This window comes from Rhizobium sp. HT1-10 (genome assembly GCF_049472505.1).
Classification (GTDB): Bacteria; Pseudomonadota; Alphaproteobacteria; order Rhizobiales; family Rhizobiaceae; genus Rhizobium.
This window is the reverse complement of the sequence record NZ_JBCEBQ010000016.1, coordinates 1-19,773: the sequence shown is the minus strand read 5'-3', so window position 1 is coordinate 19,773 and position 19,773 is coordinate 1. Positions and strand designations below refer to the sequence as shown.

Sequence of the window (19,773 nt, the reverse complement as noted above, 5' to 3'; positions counted from 1 at the left end):
GGAGACCGACCATGAGCCGTAAAAGACAAATCCACCTCGGCCTATTCCTGCAAGGTGCCGGCCATCACGTCTCGGGCTGGCGCCATCCGGATGCCGAGGCCGGCAGCGAGAATTTCGAGCTTCTGCGCCGCGTCACGCAGATGGCCGAGGCGGCGAAGTTCGACATGGTGTTCCTGGCCGACGGGCTGACGAGCGGCGTCGATGCACATCCGTCGATGATTGCCCGGTTCGAACCGCTGACGCTGCTCTCGGCGCTTGCCATGGTCACCGACCAGATCGGCCTCGCCGCAACCGCATCGACGACCTACGGCGAACCCTACCACATTGCCCGCGCCTTCGCGTCCGTCGACCATCTGAGCCATGGCCGTGCCGCCTGGAACATCGTCACCACTTCCTACGCGCGGACAGCCAACAACTTTTCCAAATCCCATCCAGAGCATGACGAGCGGTATGCCGTGGCTGGCGAGTTTGTCGATGTCGTGTGCGGCCTTTGGGACAGCTGGGACGACGATGCTTTTAAGAAGGACAAGCAAAGCGGCGTCTACGCCGATCCCGCCAAGGTTCACGTGCTCGACCACGCGGGCAAATACTATTCGGTCAAGGGGCCGCTCAACATCCCCCGCTCGCCGCAGGGTCACCCGATCCTAATCCAGGCCGGCTCGTCGGGTCCGGGCCAGGACCTGGCCGCCCGCACCGCCGACGTCGTCTTCACTGCGCAGCAGAGTCTAGCCGAGGCGCAGGCCTTCTACAAGAGCCTGAAGACACGCGTTGTTGCGTTCGGACGCCGGTCGGAGGACGTGGCGGTGATGCCAGGCTTCCTGGCGGTGATCGGACGTACCTCGACCGAGGCAGCCGAAAAGCTGGCTGAGCTTGATCGTTGGACGGACATCAAGAGCGCGATGCCTCTTCTCGAGGAACGGCTCGGCCATAGTCTGGCAGGCCACGATCTCGATGGTCCCCTGCCCGATCTGCCAATCTCGGATCAGCTGCGCAGCCGCGCCGAATTGCTGACCGAACTGGCGAAACGTGAAAAGCTGACCATCCGTCAGTTGGCGCTGCGGGTTGCTGCGGGACGCGGCCATCACATGCTGGTCGGAACGCCGGTCGAGATTGCCGACCGGATGCAGCAGTGGTTCGAAGCTGGCGCCGCCGACGGGTTTAATGTCATGCCGCCCTTCTTTCCGCAGGGACTGGAAGATTTCACCCAGTTGGTCGTGCCCATCCTGCAGGAGCGCGGCCTGTTCCGATTGGACTACAGCGGTTCGACGCTGCGAGACCATCTCGGCCTCGATCGGCCCGCACTCCCCGCTGCTGCAGGGTGATAAACCGGAAACGTAGCGCGCCGCAGGTGGCCAAGGCGTTTTCGACTGACGCCGACAATACCGCCCCGACGCCGCAGCTTCGACCGAGCAAAACCATTTCCTTAAGGCAGGAAGAAAAAGAACAACCTGTCTTTCTCTGTGGCCGTTTCACGCTTAGATCCATTGTTTGATCGGCGGCGGGGTTATTCGTGAAACGCGTACCATGCAAATCGATTTGCCCGGCGGCTGGACACGGTAGACTCGTATCGAAAGGCACGGCAGGCGGATCGACCGGTCTGCCGGACACTATCAACCCCTCCTCTAGCCCGAAGTCGTTTCATGAAAGAGCCAATATCCGACCAGATTCTCACCGCGGTGGGAGCGCTGTTTTATCGCGAGGGCATACGTGCCGTTGGCATTGACCGGATCATCGAGGAGGCCAAGGTTGCCAAGGCCACCCTGTATCGGCATTTCCCTTCCAAGGACCATCTTGTCGCCGCCTATCTCGAAGATCGCCATCACCGCGTCGTCCGATCGCTTCGAGAGGTTCTTGACGAGGCGGAGACGCCGCGGGATCAGATCCGAATGATTTTCGAACAGCTGCACCAGAAGGCCGACAGTCCGGAATTCCGCGGCTGCGCATTCGCGCTCGCCGTTGCCGAACATGGCGATTCGGCGCGCGTTACGACGATCGCGCGTACGCACAAAAAGACGGTGAAGGATATTTTCCGCGCCGTCATGGCAAATGCCGATCTGGGCCCCGATCCGGCGGCAGCACATCTTTCCCTTCTCTACGAAGGCGCGCTGGCAACGGTCGCCGTCGAGCGCAATCCCGGTGTGGTTCTCATCGCGCGCGATTGCGCCATCGCCGTCTTCGACACGGCCCTTCATTCGAACAGAAAAGCTGCAAAGAGCATTCCATGACCAAGAACATCGACTATTTTTTCGGCATTGGTTCCCCCTGGGCGTTCATCGGCCTTGAGGCCTTTACGGCGCTTGCCGCCAAACACGGCGCCTCGATCCGCCCCTTCGTGATCCCGCTCGTTGAGGACAACGGCGCCATCTATTCGCGCAACCGGCCGGAAGCCCGCCGCGCCTACTGGACCAAAGACCTGAAGCGCTGGGCTGCGGTCCGCGGCAAGGCCCTAGATTTCGACAACCGCTCCACCCTGTCCGATCCCACGCCGGCAGGCTTGATGGTCATTGCCGCAATCAAGCGTAGCGACGACTGGTTGAAGCTGACGGCCGCGCTACAGGCTGCGTTCTGGGAACGCGGTGAGGATATCGGTCAACCAGCGGTCCGCGTTGCCATTGCCGATGCTGCCGGGCTCGATGGCACTGCATTGGAGCAACGGGCCCAGGCCGAAGACGTAAAGGCCACCTGGGAATCGAACCTCGAGATGGCCAGAGCGGGCGGCGTCTTCGGCTTTCCGACCTTCCGCTACGATGGTGAGCTCTACTGGGGGCAGGACAGCCTGCCATTCCTCGATCGGCATCTGAACGGCGACAAGATCGTCGCCTGACGCATTGCTAGCGGGTGATGCGGCATGGCTGCCGCCACCCCCTCACCAACAGCACTGCTGGGAGCAATCCATGCCCGCTACATTGCCAGGTTCGCTCGTGTCCACCGAATGGCTGTCGGCCCATCTTGACCAGCCAAATCTCGTCATTCTTGACGGATCGTTCAAGCTGCCGGGCGTCACGCCGCTGGCATCGGAGGACTTCGCCACACGTCACATTCCCGGCGCCCGCTTCTTCGACATCGACGCAATCGCCGACGATGGGACGACGCTTCCCCACATGCTACCGTCCAGTGAGGCGTTCGAGCGCCATGCCTCGGATCTCGGCATCGCCAACGAGAGCATTGTCGTGATCTACGACACGCCCGGCTTGATGTCGGCGGGACGGGTCTGGTGGACGCTGCGAACCTTCGGCCACGACAGGGTCGCCATTCTCGACGGCGGGCTAAAAAAATGGCTGAGCGAGGCGAGGCCGGTGACCGACGAAGTTACCCGTCCGGCCAGCACCTCGTTCCGTGCCAAATTCGCGCCGGCTGCCGTCCGCTCGAAGGCGCAGCTTCTCGACAATCTGACGAGCCAGGCGGAGCAAGTCATCGATGCCCGATCGGCCGGCCGTTTCACCGCGGAGGAAAAGGAGGCGCGGCCCGGTCTGCGATCAGGACATATTCCCGGAAGCCTCAATCTGCCCTTCAACGCGCTGACCGATCCGCAATCCGGCGAAGTCCGCCCGTTGCCCGAGATCCGCGCGGCCTTCGAGGATGCCGGTCTCGATCTCGCCGAACCTGTCATCGCAAGCTGCGGCTCCGGCGTTACCGCGGCGGCACTCGCCTTTGCGCTGCATCTCGTCGGCAAGCAGGACGTCGCGATCTACGACGGCGCCTGGACCGAGTGGGGACAGCCCGGCGACACACCGGTGGCCACCGGCGCGGCAAAAACCGGAGGCGGCGAATGACGCACCTCTCGACAGGACTTTCCGACAAACTCCGCGCCATTTTCGGCGATCGCTTCTCGACGTCGCCTGCCCTGCGCGAGCAGCATGGCCGAGGCGAATCCTACCACACGGCCGCGATCCCGGACGGCGTCGTATTTGCGGAACAAACCAACGAGGTGGCGCAGACCGTCCGGCTATGTGCGGCCGAAGGTGTGCCGGTGATCGCGTTTGGGGCGGGCACCTCGCTGGAGGGGCATCTGACGGCGATACGCGGCGGAATCTCCATCGATCTTTCGCGCATGTCGCGGATCGTTCGGGTCGGCGCCGAAGATCTCGATTGCACAGTCGAAGCCGGCGTCACCCGCGAGCAGCTGAACGCCCATCTGCGCGACAAGGGACTTTTCTTCCCGATCGATCCCGGCGCCAACGCCTCGATCGGCGGCATGGCAGCGACACGCGCCTCGGGCACCAACGCCGTCCGCTATGGGACGATGCGCGAAAACGTCCTGTCGCTGACCGTCGTCCTGCCGAGCGGACAGGTTGTGCGCACCGGTGGGCGGGCCCGCAAATCCTCGGCCGGCTACGATCTCACTCGGCTGTTCATCGGCTCGGAAGGGACGCTTGGTATCATCACCGAGGTGACACTTCGGCTTTACGGCATTCCGGAGACAATTTCGGCGGCGCTGTGCTCGTTTGCGAGCGTCGAACAGGCGGTCGATACTGCGATCGCTGTCGTCCAACTGGGCATCCCCGTCGCCCGCATGGAACTGATGGACCGTGGGCTCATCGCTGCGGTCAACGCCTATTCCAACCTGACGCTGAAGATCGAAGACACGCTTGCCTTCGAGTTCCACGGCTCTCCCGCCGGCGTGCAGGAGCAAATCGACATGGTGGCGGCGATCGTCGAGGAGCATGGCGGCCGGGATTTCGAATGGGCCAACGCAGCGGAAGATCGAAACCGGCTGTGGAAGGCGCGTCACAACGCATTCTATGCAGTGGTTTCACAGCGTCAGAATGCCAAAGGCTGGTCGTCTGACGTCTGCGTTCCCGTCTCGGAACTGAGCGGCTGCATTCTGAAGACGCGCGCACTGCTGCAGGGCTGCAGCGTCCCGGCCGCCATTCTCGGCCATGTCGGCGACGGCAACTATCATGTCGTCTTCGCCGTCGATCCGGACAACAGGGCAGAGCTCGACGAGGTCGCGGCGATCAACAAGGCGATGGTTCTGCACGCAATCTCGGTCGGCGGCACGTCGACCGGTGAACACGGCATAGGAACTGGCAAGATCGACTACCTGCGCCGCGAACACGGCGATGCCGTCGATCTGATGGCCGTGATCAAGGCCGCGATCGATCCCATGAACATCATGAACCCGGGCAAGATTCTGCCGGAATGAGTTTCTTGGCCTCGGCTGCGTTAAGAGTGAAGAGGGATTCCCGATGAACGACTTCCAAACCCACAGCTCTCATTGGGGCGCATTTTCGGGGCGCTATCGCGACGGCACGCTTGAAATCCGACCCCATCCGGCCGACCCGCATCCCTCGCCTCTTCTTGGCAATCTGCCGGCTATCGCCCACAGCCCGATGCGCATCAAACGTCCGGCCGTGCGGCGTGGCTGGCTCGAGGGCAAGAAAGGCAATGCGCTGGACCGTGGCGCCGACGACTATGTCGAGGTGAGCTGGGCGAGGGCAATCGAGCTCGTCGCGGCTGAGCTCGAGCGGGTCTATGGTGACTTCGGCCCGACGGCCGTGTTCGGCGGTTCCTATGGCTGGTCGAGCGCAGGCCGCTTCCATCATGCCCAGAGCCAGGTCCATCGCTTCTTGAATGTGCTCGGCGGTTATGTCCGTTCTGTTAACACCTATAGCTCCGGCGCTGCAATGGTGATCATCCCTCATGTGCTCGGACCCTACGATCACTTCGACCGCAAGAGCGTCACCTGGGACGCGATCGAGCGGAGCAGCGAACTGATCGTCGCCTTCGGCGGCATGGCTATCAAGAATTCGGACGTCCATGGCGGCGGTAACAGTCAGCACATCGTGCGTGACAAGCTGATGGGCGCCACCACGCGCGGCGCGCGTTTCGTCCTCGTCAGTCCGTTGCGAGACGACTTTCCCGTAGAAGCCAATGCGGAATGGCTGTCCATCACGCCGGGCACCGATGTCGCGCTGATGCTCGCCCTTGCCTATGTGCTTGCCACGGAAGGGCTGCACGACCGCGACTTCCTTGATCGCTATGCCGTCGGTTACGTGTGCTTCGAGGACTATCTGTTCGGCGGTAGCGATGGCCAACGGAAAAGCCCTGGATGGGCGTCTGCCATTTGCGGCATCGACGCAGGCGTCATCGAAGAGCTGGCACGGGCGATGGCGGGGGCGAGAACACTGATTACCGTTGCGCATGCCCTCCAAAGAGCCGATTATGGCGAGCAGCCGGTTTGGATGGGCATTGTGCTGGCCGCGATGCTCGGCCAGATGGGCCTCGACGGGGGCGGCTTCTCTTATTCGCTGGGCGCCCTGGGCAACAACGGCAAGCAGCAACTCGCCGTGCCGCTGCCGACCTTCAACCAATTCCGCAATCCCGTGGCGGATTTCATTCCCGTCGCCCGGATCGCCGACATGCTCCTCAATCCGGGCGAGGCGTTTCAGTACAACGGCATCGATGCGCGCTATCCCGATACCAAACTGGTCTACTGGGCAGGCGGAAATCCGTTCCACCATCACCAGGATCTCAACAGGCTGCGCGAGGCCTTTCGCCGGCCGGAAACCATCATCGTGCACGAGACGGCGTGGACCGCCTCGGCGCGCCACGCGGACATTGTCCTGCCGGCGACGACGACACTCGAGCGCGAGGATATCGGCGCTTCAGCCGGCGATCCGCTGATGGTGGCGATGAAGCGCCTGATCGAACCGGTGGGCGAGGCGCGCGACGACTACGAGATCTTCGCCGCGATAGCGGAACATCTCGGCAAGGCGGAAGCCTTCACGGAAAACCGATCGTCGCGGCAATGGCTCGCCTTCCTGTATGAGACGACCCGCACGGCGCTGGCGGCCGGCGGCCACGAGGCTCCGGACTTCGAGGAATTCTGGCACCGCGGAGAAATCCGCCTGCCGCTGAAAGCCGATGTGGGCGGTCCGGCGCGGGCCTTCCGCGACGATCCGCTCGCATCGGCCCTGCCGACGCCTTCGGGTAAAATCGAGATCTTCTCTGAAACTGTCGAAGGCTTTGGCTACGACGATTGCCGCGGCCATCCGCGATGGTACCCGGCCCGGCACTCAGGCGACGACCGCTATCCGCTGCACCTCGTTTGCAACCAACCGCATCAGCGCCTGCACAGCCAGCTCGACTACGGCAATTTCAGCCGTTCGACAAAGATCAAGGGCCGTGAACCGCTCCGCATTCACCCGGCCGACGCTGCCGAGCGCAGCATTGTTGATGGGGACATCGTGAGGCTGTACAATGACCGTGGCAGCTGCCTTGCGGCGGCGATCCTCAGCAAGGACCTGCGGCAAGGCGTTATGCAGCTTGCGACCGGCGCGTGGTTCGAGCCGGACGACCGGAGCGCCGACAAAGCCATGTGTATTCACGGCAACCCCAATATTCTAACGCATGATATCGGCACCTCAAGATTGGCGCAGGGCTCGACCGGGCAAATAACCCGCGTGCAAGTCGAACGATTTCACGGCGACCCGCCCCCAGTTCGAATATTCGAAGAAATGAAGTTTACCGATGGCGCTCATGGCCCCGATATGAAGAGGGATTGACGGCAATCACCCACCCTTCCTTGCCATCGATTGAAGCTACCGTCCCGTAAGCCTGATCGCCGCCAATCTCGGCGCCCGAAAAAAGCTGACCCCTCCGCACCTCGAAACCGAACAAAATAATCCATTAAATTGATAGAATAAGAATAACTAGTCTTTCTCTGCTCGGCTGCCCTGCATACCCTAAGCGCATTGATCCGCTTGGCAAAATACAGGACACAATATGACCGAACGCTCCGCTTTCTTTTCCCTTTCCCGACGTCGTCTGCTTGTCGGCACGTCCGCGCTGGTAGCAGCTGCGTTTGTGGCGACGGTCGGCATGACCCCGGCTTTGGGTGCCGAAAGCCCGCGTGAAGGCGGCGACATCACCTTCCTCATCGATTCGCTTGGTGACACATGGATTCCCAACAATAGTGCGATTTCCAGCTTCCAGGGCCATATTTGGGGTCATGTGACGGACAAGCTTATCTACGTCGATGCTGAAGGCAAGGTGAGCCCATGGCTGGCCGAAAAATGGGAACAGAACGACAAGGCCACCGAATTTACCCTCCACCTGAAGAGCGGCGTGACCTTCTCCGACGGCACCCCGCTCGACGCTGTGGCGGTCGTGGCCAATCTCGACATATGGTATGCCGGCCGAAAGAAGGAAGGCATCAACCCGATCGGGCTTTTCCCCAAGACCTACGATCATTCCGAAGCAGTAGATGCGGCCACGGTCAAGGTCGTCTTCAAGAAGCCGACGCTCGGCTTCATCCCGACCCTCGGCTACCACGGCTCGATCCTCATCTCTCCGAAGACGATCGCGCAGCCCGCGACTGACCAGGCGGATTTGAGCAAGACCTCCGGCAGCGGTCCCTATGTGGTCGACTCCTGGAAGGAAGGTGATTTCGTCAAGCTGGTGAAGCGCAAGGATTATAACTGGGGGCCTGCCGCCGTCGGTCACACCGGCCCGGCCTATATCGACTCGATCACCTACAAGCTGGTATCCGAGCAATCTCTGCGGATTTCCGCCGTCCAGTCCGATCAGGCCGAAATTGCCTATAACGCTTCGCCGCAGGAGCTTCAGTCTCTCAAGGCGGATGGCTTCACCGTTTCAACGCCGCGCTATCTCGGCTTCGTCAACGGCTGGGCAGTCAACACCAAGCTCGCACCCTACGACGACGTGAAGGTACGCCAGGCTCTACAGGCCGCCATCAATCGCCAGGAGATCATCGACACCGTCTATACGCCGGACTGGAAGCTCGCGACGTCATTCATCCAGAGCAACGTGCCCGGCGCGACCGACCAGAGCGCGCTGCTGGCCTACAATCCGGACCAGGCCGGAAAGCTCCTCGACGAAGCCGGCTGGGTTAAGGGCGCCGACGGCATCCGCGCCAAGGACGGCAAGCCGCTGGTGCTAACACTCTATTCAAACCCCTATCTCGCAACATCGAAGTCGATCGACGAACTGATCGCCCAGCAGCTCGGCAAGATCGGCTGGAAGGTCGATATCCGCGCCTACGACGTGGTCACTTTCGGCCAGAAGGTGGCATTCGGCGGTCCGGCCGTGCCGGCTTACGAGGTGACGCGCAGCTTCATCGATGCGGGAACAGTCGCCAGCATCCTCACCAACGCCAACAACGGCGAGAACTGGTTTGCGCTCGACGAGCGCGACACGAAGCTCAACGATCTACGTGACAAGATCGCGGGTGCAGCCACCGTCGAAATCCGAAAGCCGCTCCTCGACGAACTGCAGAAATACATTCTGGAGCAGGGCTACTTCATCCCGCGCACCCAGATGGTCCAGCGCATCTACGTGCAAAGCCCGAAGCTGAAAGGCGAGACGTACAATGGCGTCGCCTACGCCAGCTACTACACGGCATCCCTGAGCGAATAGCCGAGAGCACGAAGGATAAACGTGAGGATATGATCGGCATGACCAACCCCTACCTGAATTACGCTGGAAAGCGCCTCATCCAGGCCGTTGTCGTCGTCCTGCTGGCCTATGTCTTTACGTTCATCGTCGTCAGCATCCTGCCGGGCGACCCGATCACCAACGTTCTGCGCAACCCGCAGAACGGCTTCACCGAGGCCGAGATCCAGGAGATCATCGCAGCCCAGGGTCTGGACAAACCAGTGCTGGTGCAATTGTCCAACTCCTTCTCGCATTTTATCATTGGCGACCTCGGTATCTCGATGAGAACCAACCGGCCCGTATCGACCCTGATCGCCGATGTGCTGCCCTCGACGCTGATCCTTGCGTTCACCGGTCTCGTCGTGGCGCTGTTACTAGCGATAACCATTGCCTATGGAACACGCTTTCTTCGAAAGGAATTTGGCCAGGGGCTGCTGCGCGGCTTTCCTTCCCTGTTCCTGTCGGTGCCCAATTTCGTGATCGGCCTGGTGCTGATTCACATCTTCGGCTTCCAGCTGGGTCTTTTCCGGGTGATCAAGCCGGACAGCTTCTGGGCGACCTTCTTCGCAGCCCTTGCGCTCGGCATTCCCATCTCGGCGCAGATCGCGGAAGTGCTCATCGCCAACCTCGATCACGAGGCCGGGCAAGAATACGCCGCGGTCGCGCGCAGCCGCGGTCTGAGCCAGATGCGGCTCTTTGCCAAGCACCTGCTCAAGCCCTCCTCTCTGCCGGTCGTGACCGTAATCGCGCTGACCATCGGCGAACTGCTCGGCGGCTCGCTGATCACCGAAGCGGTGTTCGGCCGCAACGGCGTCGGCAGCCTTGTGCAGCGCTCTGTCAGCACGCAGGACCTGCCGGTGCTGCAGGCAATCGTCTCGCTGGCGGCAGTCGTCTTCGTGGTCGTCAATCTGCTGGCCGACCTTGCCTACCCTCTGCTCGATCCCCGCGTGAAACTGCTCGGCTCTGCCGAGCGGCGGCCGGTCACCGCCGACGACAATTCGGCCGTTCTTTCTCAAGCGGTGAAATCATGACCTTTGTTTCCGGCTATTCCAGCCCACGTTTCACCATTGCCGCTTGGCTGACATCTATCCGGATGCCGGCGACCGTGGTGTTATCCTTCGCAATCGTCGCGCTGGTGCTCGCGTGGTCACTCGCCCCCGGCCTGTTCACAAGCGAGAACCCGGCCATCGGAACGCCTGCCCACAAGCTGCTTGGCCCCAGCGCCGCGCACTGGTTTGGAACCGACCAGCTGGGTCGCGACCTCTATACGCGTGTTGTCTATGGCGCAGCCTCTTCCGTCAGGAGCGCGCTCATCGCTGTCGTCATCGGCGTTTTCGCCGGTGGTTTCATCGGGCTCCTCGGCGGCTTCTTCGGCGGCCGGCTGGACACCCTGCTCGCCCGCATGGTCGACGTGCTGCTGGCGATACCGAAATTCCTGCTCGCCGTCATCGTGGTCACCGCAATCGGCTTCGACACCACCAACGCCGCGATCGCCACCGGCGTCTCTGCCGTGGCGATGTTCGCCCGTGTCACGCGGTCGGAAGTCATCAAGACCCGCCAGGCGACCTTCGTCGAGGCATCTTTTCTGCTCGGCGGCTCGCGCTGGCACATCCTCTGGCACCATGTGCTGCCAAATGCCTCGCGTTCGGTTTTCCCGCTGGCACTGCTGCAATTCGGCGATTCCATCATGCTGATCGCCGGTCTTGCCTTTCTCGGATATGGCGACCCGCCACCTGCCTCGGACTGGGGCCTGCTGGTGTCGATCGGCAAGGATTACCTGAAATGGCCATGGCTGGTCTACGCGCCCGCCTTCGTCACGATCGCGACCGTCCTCTCTATGAACAGGATTAGCCGATGGCTCCGCAAGACAGACTAGCTGCAGCATACAGCCGTGCCGATGCCTCACCGCTGATGTTGAAGCGTTCAACGCCGCTGCTACAGGCCGCCGGGCTTTCGGTTTCCTACGGACAAAAGGAGGTCGTCTCAAGCGTCGGTTTCGAACTTGGTCGCGGCAAGAGCCTTGCGCTCATTGGCGAATCCGGCTCGGGCAAATCGACCATCGCGCGTGCGGTTCTCCGGCTGCTGCCCCATGGCGGGCGAGCCAGCGGCCGCATCGCCTTCGAAGGCCAGGAAATTCTCGGCCTGCCCGAACGTCGCTTTCAGCCATTGCGCGGGCGCGCCATCGGCTTCGTTCCCCAGGATCCGGGCAATTCGCTGAACCCGGTGCGCATGATCGGTGTTCAGGCGATGGAAGCGGCCGCCCTCCTCGATGAGCCTGACAAGGCCATCCGCAAGGCTCTGGTCCTCGATACCTTTGCGCAGGTCGGGCTCGACAATCCACAGCGTGTTTTTGACTCCTACCCGCATCAGCTGTCCGGCGGCATGCTGCAGCGCGTGCTGATAGGCCTGGCCGTTCTGCCTCGCCCGACACTGCTGATCGCCGACGAGCCGACATCCGCGCTTGATGTCACCATCCAGAAAACGATCCTCGATCTGCTTTCACGGCTGCAGCGCGAGTTGGACATGAGCCTGCTGCTGATCACCCACGACCTGGCGATTGCCGCGGAGCGAACCGATGCTCTGGTGGTGCTGAAGGACGGCGTCGTGCAGGAGGCCGGCAGCACCGCCGCGGTCTTCTCCTCGCCGACATCGGCTTACACGAAGAAACTGCACGCGGATGTGCCTGTTCTCAATCCAAACCGGTATGCCGCACTGCGCGACCCCGGTTTCCGGCTGCTCAAGGCTGCCGGCGGCAACTCGCCCAAGATCGAGGTAAGCGCCGTCACGAAGAATTTCACCGTCGGTAACAAGGTGGTGACAGCTGTCGATAACGTTTCCTTCAGCGTTCCGGCCGGCACCACGCATGCGCTAGTCGGCGAGTCCGGCTCGGGCAAGACAACGACGATCAGGCTGCTGCTGGGGCTGGAGCAGCCCGATACCGGTCAGATTTCAGTGGCCGGCGAGGAACTCACGGGGCGTACTCAGGCTTCACTGCGCTCTGTTTGGCGCCATCTGCAGATCGTCTACCAGAACCCCTTCACGTCGCTCGACCCGTCCTGGAAAGTCGAGGAGCTGGTTCGTGAGCCGCTCGACCGGTTCAAGATTGGAACACGCAAGGAGCAGGGCGACAGGGTTTTTGCAGCGCTGAAAGATGTGGGGCTGGCCGAAGACTTTCTTTCCCGCAAGCCAGGTGAGCTCTCAGGTGGCCAACGCCAACGTGTGGCGATTGCCCGCGCGCTCGTTCTGAAGCCGGACATCATCGTGCTTGACGAGCCTACCTCTGCACTCGACGTCAGCGTCCAGGCCGGTATCGTCGAGGTGCTGCTCTCGCTGCAGGCCAAGCTGGGCCTGACCTATGTCTTCGTGTCGCATGACCTGGCCCTCGTGCGCCAACTCGCGCACACCGTCTCGGTCATGCAGCGCGGGCGGATCGTCGAACACGGGACTGTCGCCGACATCTTCGACAATCCCCAGCAGCCCTACACTGTGTCTCTGCTGGAAGCGATCCCGTCGGGCGCTGCGAATATCGCACCGGTGCCGCATCTGGAACCGCGGCGGGCCTTCCAAAAGGAAAATATCGCATGAACATCACCGTGCCCTCCAGCACTCTGCCAGCATCATTCCGGGCGAAGAAGCGGCTTGGCTTCAACACAAGGGTGTCTTTCAACGACGACGCCGGCCCGGCACAGGGACTGCGCGACGGGATCGAGCTCTTCAAGGCAGCCGAGCGACTGGGCCTGCAGTCGGGCTGGGCCTACCAAAGGCACTTCGACCACTATCTCTCCTCGCCGCTCCCGTTCTTTGCCGCGACCGGCCAGCACACATCCCATATAACGCTCGGCTCGGCCGTCATCCCGATGCGCTACCAGGATCCGATCCTGCTTGCCGAGGCAGCGGCCACGACCGATCTCCTGATCGATGGCCGTTTGGAGCTTGCCATATCCACCGGTGCGAACGCCGCGTTCGATGCCGTATTCGGCACGGTCGATACCGACGCCCGCACCGAGGCAAAGCGCCGCCAGTCCCGTTTTCTCGCCGCCCTTTCGGGCGAGGTCCTGCACACCGTTACCGAGCCGGGCCTTGGCGCGCCAGAAGGCGCCGAACTGCGCGTCACCCCGCACAGCCCGACGCTGCGTTCGCGCATCAGGCAGGGCTCGGGCAGTTTTTCATCCGCAGTGCAAGCTGCGGAAATCGGTATCGGACTGATCTCAGGCACCGTGCTCCACGACCATGAAGAGGGCGAAACCTTCAGCGAATATCAGGCGCGCAGCATCACGGCTTACCGCACCCACTGGCGCAACATATGGGGAACGGAGCCGCCACCGGTGATCGTGGCCGCATCCATCCTCGTCGGCAATACCGCGGACTTACGGGAGAAATATGCCGCCTACGACCTGGAGCGACGCACGCTCGGCATTGCCGCCTCCCGGCCCAAGGGTGCGCTTCAGCCCGCCGAGCGCGTGAACCAGCCGCCTGGGACGCAGATTTCGCCTGTATTTCATGGCGATCCCGATCAGGTTCTCGAAGCGATTTACAACGATCCCGGCCTCAGCACCGCCGATGAAGTCATTCTTTTTCTGCCGCCGGCATTTGGCCTACAAGAAAATATCCGGCTGCTCGGCGACTTCACGGGCACCGTGGCTCCAAGCCTCGGCTGGTCTCCCAGCTTCTGATCCCAAAGCCTGACCCGACGCAGGGTCGGAACGCCGATTAACTCCACACCGCTGTCCTCGCGCGAATATTTTCTACAGTTTCTATGGAATAAGAATGACCTGTCTTCCTCCCCGGGTTGCCAGGTTCTACTTTCCACCCACGGATAACCCTCAGGGAGACAGGCTCACATGGCCGCAGAATTCATCAGCGTCACGTTTCCAAATGAATCCAATGACCTCAATCCCATTCCAGATGCGCCGGCGGACCCGCTTTTTCTTAAACGATACGCACGCTCTCTCGACGATTACGGCTTCAATTATACGTTGATCCCTTATTCATCATCGTCCTTTGATCCCTTCACCATCGGCGCGACGATCCTCGCCCATACGACAAACATCAAGATCATCGTCGCCCTGCGTCCGAACACCGTTTATCCGACGGTTGCGGCAAAATCGCTGGCCACACTCGATCAGCTGAGCGGCGGGCGCGTGGTCGTCCACTTTATCGCGGGTGGCAGCGACGACGAGCAGGCGCGCGAAGGCGACTTTCTCGACAAGGAGGAGCGCTATGAGAGGCAGGAGGAATACATCCGCATCCTGCGGCAGGTCTGGACGTCGGCCGAACCTTTCGATTTCGATGGCAAATATTATCAGTTCAAACAATTCCGCAGCGCTGTGCGCCCGACAAGGGGTCTCATCCCCATCTCGCTGGGTGGCTCCTCCGATGCCGCCTATCGGATCGGCGGTTCGCTGGCCGATATTTTCGGGCTGTGGGGCGAGCCGCTTGCCGAGACCAGGCAGCAGATCGACCGGATCTACGCCGAAGCCGCAAAGGCGGGCAGAACGGATCGCCCGCGCATATGGGTCACCTTTCGGCCAATCGTCGCCGAGACCGATGAGCTCGCCTGGGTAAAGGCGCACAACGTGCTTGATCGTCTGAACGAGAATCGCGAGAAGGGCCTCAGCCGTTCACCTCTTTCCGCTCCGCGGCCGGCCAATGTCGGCTCGCAGCGGCTGCTGGACATTGCATCCCGCGGCGATGTGCATGACCGCGCCCTCTGGTACCCGACGGTGACGGCCACCAATGCCGGCGGCGCGACCACAGCGCTCGTCGGATCGCCGCGGACCATCGCCTACTCGATCCTCGACTACGTCGATCTTGGTGCCGACCTCATCTCGATCCGCGGCTACGACAATTACAACGATGCCGTCGATTATGGTCGATACATCCTGCCGCTGGTGCGCGAAGGCATTCGTGAGCGGGAAGACTCGAAAAAGAAGGCCGCCGCCTGAATTCTTCGTGAAGCGCGCACCGACGGTTCGCAAATCAAGCAATTTGTCTCGCGGCAGAGAAAACCGCGCTTATCCTACAGTCAGAAGGCCCCAGCCCATGCCCCACGATACAGGCAGTCTCGACGCAACGGTTCGGATTGTTGCAGAAGCCGCTCCCGATGCTGATCGCAGCGGCTCGTTTCCCTGGGCAGGCATTCGCGCCGTGCATGAAAGCGGCCTTCTGGAAACCACCGTCGGCACCCGCTTTGGCGGCAAGGGCGGCAGCCTTTATGATGCAGCCCACATTCTGGCGGCGATAGGGCGCGGAGATCCATCCGTTGCGCTGATCACCGCCATGACCCTTTTCAACCATCTCGGCCAGGCCAGCAGAAACCATTGGCCGGAAGATCTCTACAAGCGCTTGCTGGAAGAGGCAAAAGCACGTCCGCTGCTGCTGAACGCAGCTCGCGTCGAACCGGAACTGGGCTCACCCGCACGCGGCGGCCTGCCGGCAACGATTGCCCGCCTGACAAAGACTGGCTGGGCGATCAACGGTCACAAGCGGTTCGTGACCGGTGCTTACGGGCTTACCCACTTCCTGGTCTGGGCGCATACCGACGAAACGCCGGCGCGGGTTGGAACATTCATCGTGCCTAACGGGCTTCCCGGCATCGAGGTGATCGAAAACTGGAAAAGCCTCGGCATGCGCGCGACAGGCTCCCACGACGTCAAATACCATGACGTGATAATCCCTGCGGAAAATGTGCTCGATCTCGTCGATCCGTCCTTGGCCCAGCAGGACAATCGCGCCCACGCGGCCATGACGCTGGCACTGACCGCGATCTATCTGGGCGTCGCGGAGGCGGCGCAGGCAGAGTTCATCCGCTTCGCGCACGAACGGGTACCGACCAATCTCGGCCATCCCATCGCCCGCACCGAGCGGTTCATCACACTCTCGGGTGAAATCGACCTGCTCGTTTCCGGCGCCCGCCAGATCATCTTCGATACGCTCGAGAGCAGCCAGAGCAACCCGGAAAGGCTGATTCGTGCCCGGATCATCGCTGGCCGGCAGCTCCGCGATGCGGTGCAGATCGCGGTGCGCGGCATCGGCAATCCGGGGCTGGGCGGCGATCTCGGACTTGAGAGGCATTTCCGCGACATCCAGGCCGTGCTCGTCCACGCTCCGCAGGAAGATACGTGCATATCCATTCTCGGTCGATCGGCGTTCGATGGATGGAGACAGGACCAATCCGCCTCGTCGCATCATCCGACGGATATCCCGGTACTCAAGACGGCCTGAAGCATAAGCACATGACACGCTACATCATCATCGGCGCAGGCGCGGTCGGCGCCAGCCTCGCCGCACAGTTAGAAATCAACAATATTTCCTACATTCTGGTGGGACGCGGAGCCCAGATATCTCATATCGCCCTCCACGGCCTGTCCTATCGCAGGCCGAAGGAGACAGGCGTTATCCGGCTCAATGCAGTCGATACGGCAACACCGCCTGATCTCAAGCCGGACGATATCCTCCTCCTGACGGTGAAGGCGCAGGACGTCGAAGCGGCAACCAGTTTCTGGGCGTGGCGCGATGTGGACGGCGGCGGCCTTGCATCGGATCTACCGCTGGTGACATTCCAGAACGGACTGGCCGCCGAAAACATCGCGCTGCGGCGCTTCAATCATATCTATGCCGCCAGCATTCTCGTTCCCGCACGCTATACCGTCACCGGGGAAGTCGTCGTTGGCGGTGCCCCAAATATCGGCGTGGTGACGCTTGGGCGCTATCCGAACGGGCTGGACGAGACAGCGTCCACTATCGTCTCTGATCTGACGAAGGCCGGATATCTGGCGGAAGCCCGCGCGGACATTCGCCGCTGGAAAGCCGCGAAGCTGGAGCACAATGTCACCAATGCCGTAGAGCTTTTCGCCGGTGCGCCGGAGGCGCGCGCCAGGGCCGCTACCGAACTCGCAAACGAGGCGCGCATCGTTTTGAGGGCTGCGGGATATGACCCCGCGGTCGCTTCGGAAAGAGTTGTCGATATTTCCGGCTGGCACGTCGCGGAAGGCAGCGGCATCGAACGCGGCCAGCAATCGACCTGGCAGAGTTTCGTGCGTGGTACATCCAGCGAGGTCGATTATCTGAATGGCGAGATCGTAAGCCTCGGACGTCTTCATGGCGTCGCCGCGCCCATCAATGCGGCCTTTCAGAAAGCGGTAGCCAGGCTTGCTCGCGACGGGGCACTGTCGGGTTCGGTGGATATCTCCACCGTATTCGGCTGATACAATGACGAAACCCCAGAAATATGTGGTCGGATTGACCGATCACATGATCGGCATGCCCGATCTCGAAGCGGAACTGCTCGGCAACGATGTGGAGATCGATTTTTTCGGCACCACGGACGAAGCGCTCTTTGCTCCCGACCGCCTGGCCCGTCTCGATGCGCTGATGGTCTGGGGTGCCCGGTTGGGTCCCAGAAGCATTGGCCACCTGACACGCTGCCGGGGCGTCGTGCGCTATGGGGTGGGTTATGAAAAGATCGATATCGCCGCGCTGGAGAGGGCCGGCATCCCCTTCGCGAACAATCCCGACTACGGCACCGAGGAAGTCGCCGATCACGCGATAGCAATGATCCTGTCGCTGCACAGGCGGCTCTGGGAGCATGACGCCCGCGCCCGATTCTATACGTCCGGATGGCAGACCCATAGCCTGACGCCACTTTCCCGTTCGAACCAGGCCACCGTAGGCGTGGTAGGTGTCGGGCGCATCGGTACCGCTGTCGTCAACCGGCTGAAGCCGTTCGGCTTTCGAATCCTCGGCTATGATCCCGGCCAGCCGCCCGGTCACGAAAAGGCGGTCGGGTATCAGCGCGTCCACAGCCTGGATGATCTGCTGGCGCAATCCGATATCGTTACGCTCCATTGTCCCACGACAACGGAGACGCGCAGCATGCTAGATGCCGAGGGGCTCGCCCGGCTCAAGCCGGGGGCAATTCTGGTCAATACGGCCAGGGGCGAACTGCTTGATGACTTCGACGCACTTGAAGCGTCGCTCAAAAGCGGCCGGCTGAGAGCGGCGGCCATTGACACTCTGGCGCAGGAGCCGCCCCTCGACCATTCGCTGCTATCCGCCTGGCGCAACCGTGAAGATTGGCTCGCGGGACGGCTGGTGATAACGCCGCACAACGCCTTCTACTCAGACCATGCCGCCATCGAGATGCGCCAGAACGCCGCGCAAACTGTCAAAATGTTGCTTGAAGATGGGAAGCTTCGAAATCAAATAACGGCTTAAAAGCACTTCGCACATAGGTGGTTTGCTCTTAAAGGGTATCGAACCGGCGTTTCTCGTACCAGAGCGGGAAATAATTTCCGCTTAAGGCGGCCCAAATATGCGGGTCTCGAATGGATCTGAACCGGCGACACCTTACCCAGATGGGTTAAGTGCTTGATAGCACGGACTTCTGGGCATAACGCCGAGTTATGGAAGGTGCCGAAAAATTGATTTTGCTCATCCCAGAGTGAAGTTGCAGTCCGAGAATATAACGATCATGTCTCCTCCCGTAATCGGTCGAATATAGCAGACCTGATAGTTCCCAACAATTCGCTCCAGATCATCAGTTAAACTTCTTGAGCGCACGAATTTTTCGAAGGCAAGATCATTTCTGGCTAAAGAAATATTTTCAAACACGCTCAGCTCGCTGATAACATTTTGGAGATGATCCGTTTCGAATATACAGAACGCGACATCTAGGAAGGTAAGCGCATAAAAATTGACCTCCGTAGAATCGAATAGTTTCAGGAGAAGATCAGGGTGATCGAAACCAATAGTTCTGATCTCAAAGTCGGCGAAAGATGTAAAATTTTGTTTTTCCATTAGCATTCTCACTCTTGGGGCATGAAACGGACACCTGGCTGTCGCTGGCCGTTCTCCCACATATGATATTCCCATCCTCTTCCATGATGGCCATGATCTATATCATATCAGGCGTTCCCCTGTCCGTCGTAGATGCGGGTAGTGTCGTATCCATTCGTCCACATTCCCCAAGGTTCGCCCTGGCGAGGAGTGCCAACCGGCACTACAAGACCAGAGTCCGGGCCCTGTGGCAAATTCCCGAAGCATTGCCCCCCCGCTGGAGAAGGGAACAACCCAAGCTCATCGGTCTGACTGAGCGGAGAAAGTGATGCATAAATATATAGGTTATAAGATGAATCCGTGAATTCGCCTAAGTTATCGCGGGAAAGCCAACGCCCCGTTTGAGAATGATACCTGTCAACGCCGGAGCAAATTAAGGCCAGGCGGCGGAGTAAAACCAGGCCACTTGTGGCGCACGCATGAGACCTCCGGGAGGGCGTAGCCCGAGCGGGGGTCTCATGCGTGCGTGGCGATTTTCAAGGAGGGTTTAGCCGGCCTTTCTGGCGCGGCTTTGGGCGAGACGATAGCTGTCGCCGT

General features: G+C 61.1%; 16 protein-coding genes. 15 read left to right on the top strand and 1 reads right to left on the bottom strand.

All coding sequences use genetic code 11. From position 1 onward, the window contains the following. Positions 1–11: 11 nt before the first annotated feature. The 15 genes from VH564_RS24280 (at position 12) to VH564_RS24210 (ending at position 18,615) form a co-directional block, all read left to right on the top strand. The gene (locus VH564_RS24280; RefSeq protein ID WP_423342421.1) at positions 12–1,322 is read left to right on the top strand and encodes an LLM class flavin-dependent oxidoreductase; all 1,311 of its coding nucleotides are present in this window, start codon (positions 12–14) and stop codon (positions 1,320–1,322) included. A gap of 318 nt (positions 1,323–1,640) precedes the next feature. After that, positions 1,641–2,225 (top strand): TetR/AcrR family transcriptional regulator, encoded by a 585-nt coding sequence (locus tag VH564_RS24275; protein WP_423342420.1) that lies wholly within the window; start codon positions 1,641–1,643, stop codon positions 2,223–2,225. Next, positions 2,222–2,824, top strand: coding sequence for a 2-hydroxychromene-2-carboxylate isomerase (locus VH564_RS24270; protein ID WP_423342419.1), 603 nt, complete (start codon positions 2,222–2,224; stop codon positions 2,822–2,824). The genes VH564_RS24275 and VH564_RS24270 overlap by 4 nt, the downstream gene beginning before the upstream one ends. Positions 2,825–2,894: 70 nt before the next feature. After that, entirely contained in the window at positions 2,895–3,773 is an 879-nt protein-coding gene (sseA, locus tag VH564_RS24265) for a 3-mercaptopyruvate sulfurtransferase (protein WP_423342418.1), read from the top strand. Beyond that, positions 3,770–5,146 carry an FAD-binding oxidoreductase gene (locus VH564_RS24260; RefSeq protein ID WP_423342417.1) on the top strand — a complete coding sequence of 459 codons (1,377 nt, stop codon included), beginning with the start codon at positions 3,770–3,772 and terminating at the stop codon, positions 5,144–5,146. The genes sseA and VH564_RS24260 overlap by 4 nt, the downstream gene beginning before the upstream one ends. A gap of 43 nt (positions 5,147–5,189) precedes the next feature. Continuing rightward, positions 5,190–7,508: a molybdopterin guanine dinucleotide-containing S/N-oxide reductase gene (locus VH564_RS24255; RefSeq protein WP_423342416.1), complete on the top strand. Its 2,319-nt coding sequence runs from the start codon at positions 5,190–5,192 to the stop codon at positions 7,506–7,508. Between the two features lie 220 nt (positions 7,509–7,728). Then, positions 7,729–9,381: an ABC transporter substrate-binding protein gene (locus VH564_RS24250; RefSeq protein ID WP_423342415.1), complete on the top strand. Its 1,653-nt coding sequence runs from the start codon at positions 7,729–7,731 to the stop codon at positions 9,379–9,381. Positions 9,382–9,419: 38 nt separating this feature from the next. Further along, the gene (locus tag VH564_RS24245) at positions 9,420–10,430 is read left to right on the top strand and encodes an ABC transporter permease (protein ID WP_423342414.1); all 1,011 of its coding nucleotides are present in this window, start codon (positions 9,420–9,422) and stop codon (positions 10,428–10,430) included. Further along, a complete protein-coding gene (locus VH564_RS24240) occupies positions 10,427–11,275 on the top strand; it encodes an ABC transporter permease (RefSeq protein WP_423342413.1) in 849 nt (282 codons plus the stop codon). The genes VH564_RS24245 and VH564_RS24240 overlap by 4 nt, the downstream gene beginning before the upstream one ends. Beyond that, complete coding sequence (locus VH564_RS24235) at positions 11,254–12,984, top strand: dipeptide ABC transporter ATP-binding protein (protein ID WP_423342412.1); 1,731 nt, start codon at positions 11,254–11,256, stop codon at positions 12,982–12,984. The genes VH564_RS24240 and VH564_RS24235 overlap by 22 nt, the downstream gene beginning before the upstream one ends. Then, complete coding sequence (locus tag VH564_RS24230) at positions 12,981–14,072, top strand: LLM class flavin-dependent oxidoreductase (RefSeq protein ID WP_423342411.1); 1,092 nt, start codon at positions 12,981–12,983, stop codon at positions 14,070–14,072. Before VH564_RS24235 ends, VH564_RS24230 begins: the two co-directional genes overlap by 4 nt. A 168-nt stretch (positions 14,073–14,240) precedes the next feature. Beyond that, positions 14,241–15,344 (top strand): LLM class flavin-dependent oxidoreductase, encoded by a 1,104-nt coding sequence (locus VH564_RS24225; RefSeq protein WP_423342410.1) that lies wholly within the window; start codon positions 14,241–14,243, stop codon positions 15,342–15,344. 97 nt (positions 15,345–15,441) lie between these two features. Continuing rightward, positions 15,442–16,623: an acyl-CoA dehydrogenase family protein gene (locus VH564_RS24220; RefSeq protein WP_423342409.1), complete on the top strand. Its 1,182-nt coding sequence runs from the start codon at positions 15,442–15,444 to the stop codon at positions 16,621–16,623. Between the two features lie 11 nt (positions 16,624–16,634). Next, positions 16,635–17,606 (top strand): ketopantoate reductase family protein, encoded by a 972-nt coding sequence (locus VH564_RS24215; protein ID WP_423342408.1) that lies wholly within the window; start codon positions 16,635–16,637, stop codon positions 17,604–17,606. 46 nt (positions 17,607–17,652) lie between these two features. Next, on the top strand, positions 17,653–18,615 hold the full coding sequence (locus tag VH564_RS24210; protein WP_423342407.1) for a C-terminal binding protein: 963 nt from the start codon (positions 17,653–17,655) through the stop codon (positions 18,613–18,615). 216 nt (positions 18,616–18,831) lie between these two features. On the opposite strand, the gene VH564_RS24205 is transcribed toward VH564_RS24210, so the two are convergent. After that, positions 18,832–19,197: a hypothetical protein gene (locus VH564_RS24205; RefSeq protein WP_423342406.1), complete on the bottom strand. Its 366-nt coding sequence runs from the start codon at positions 19,195–19,197 to the stop codon at positions 18,832–18,834. Positions 19,198–19,773 lie beyond the last annotated feature (576 nt).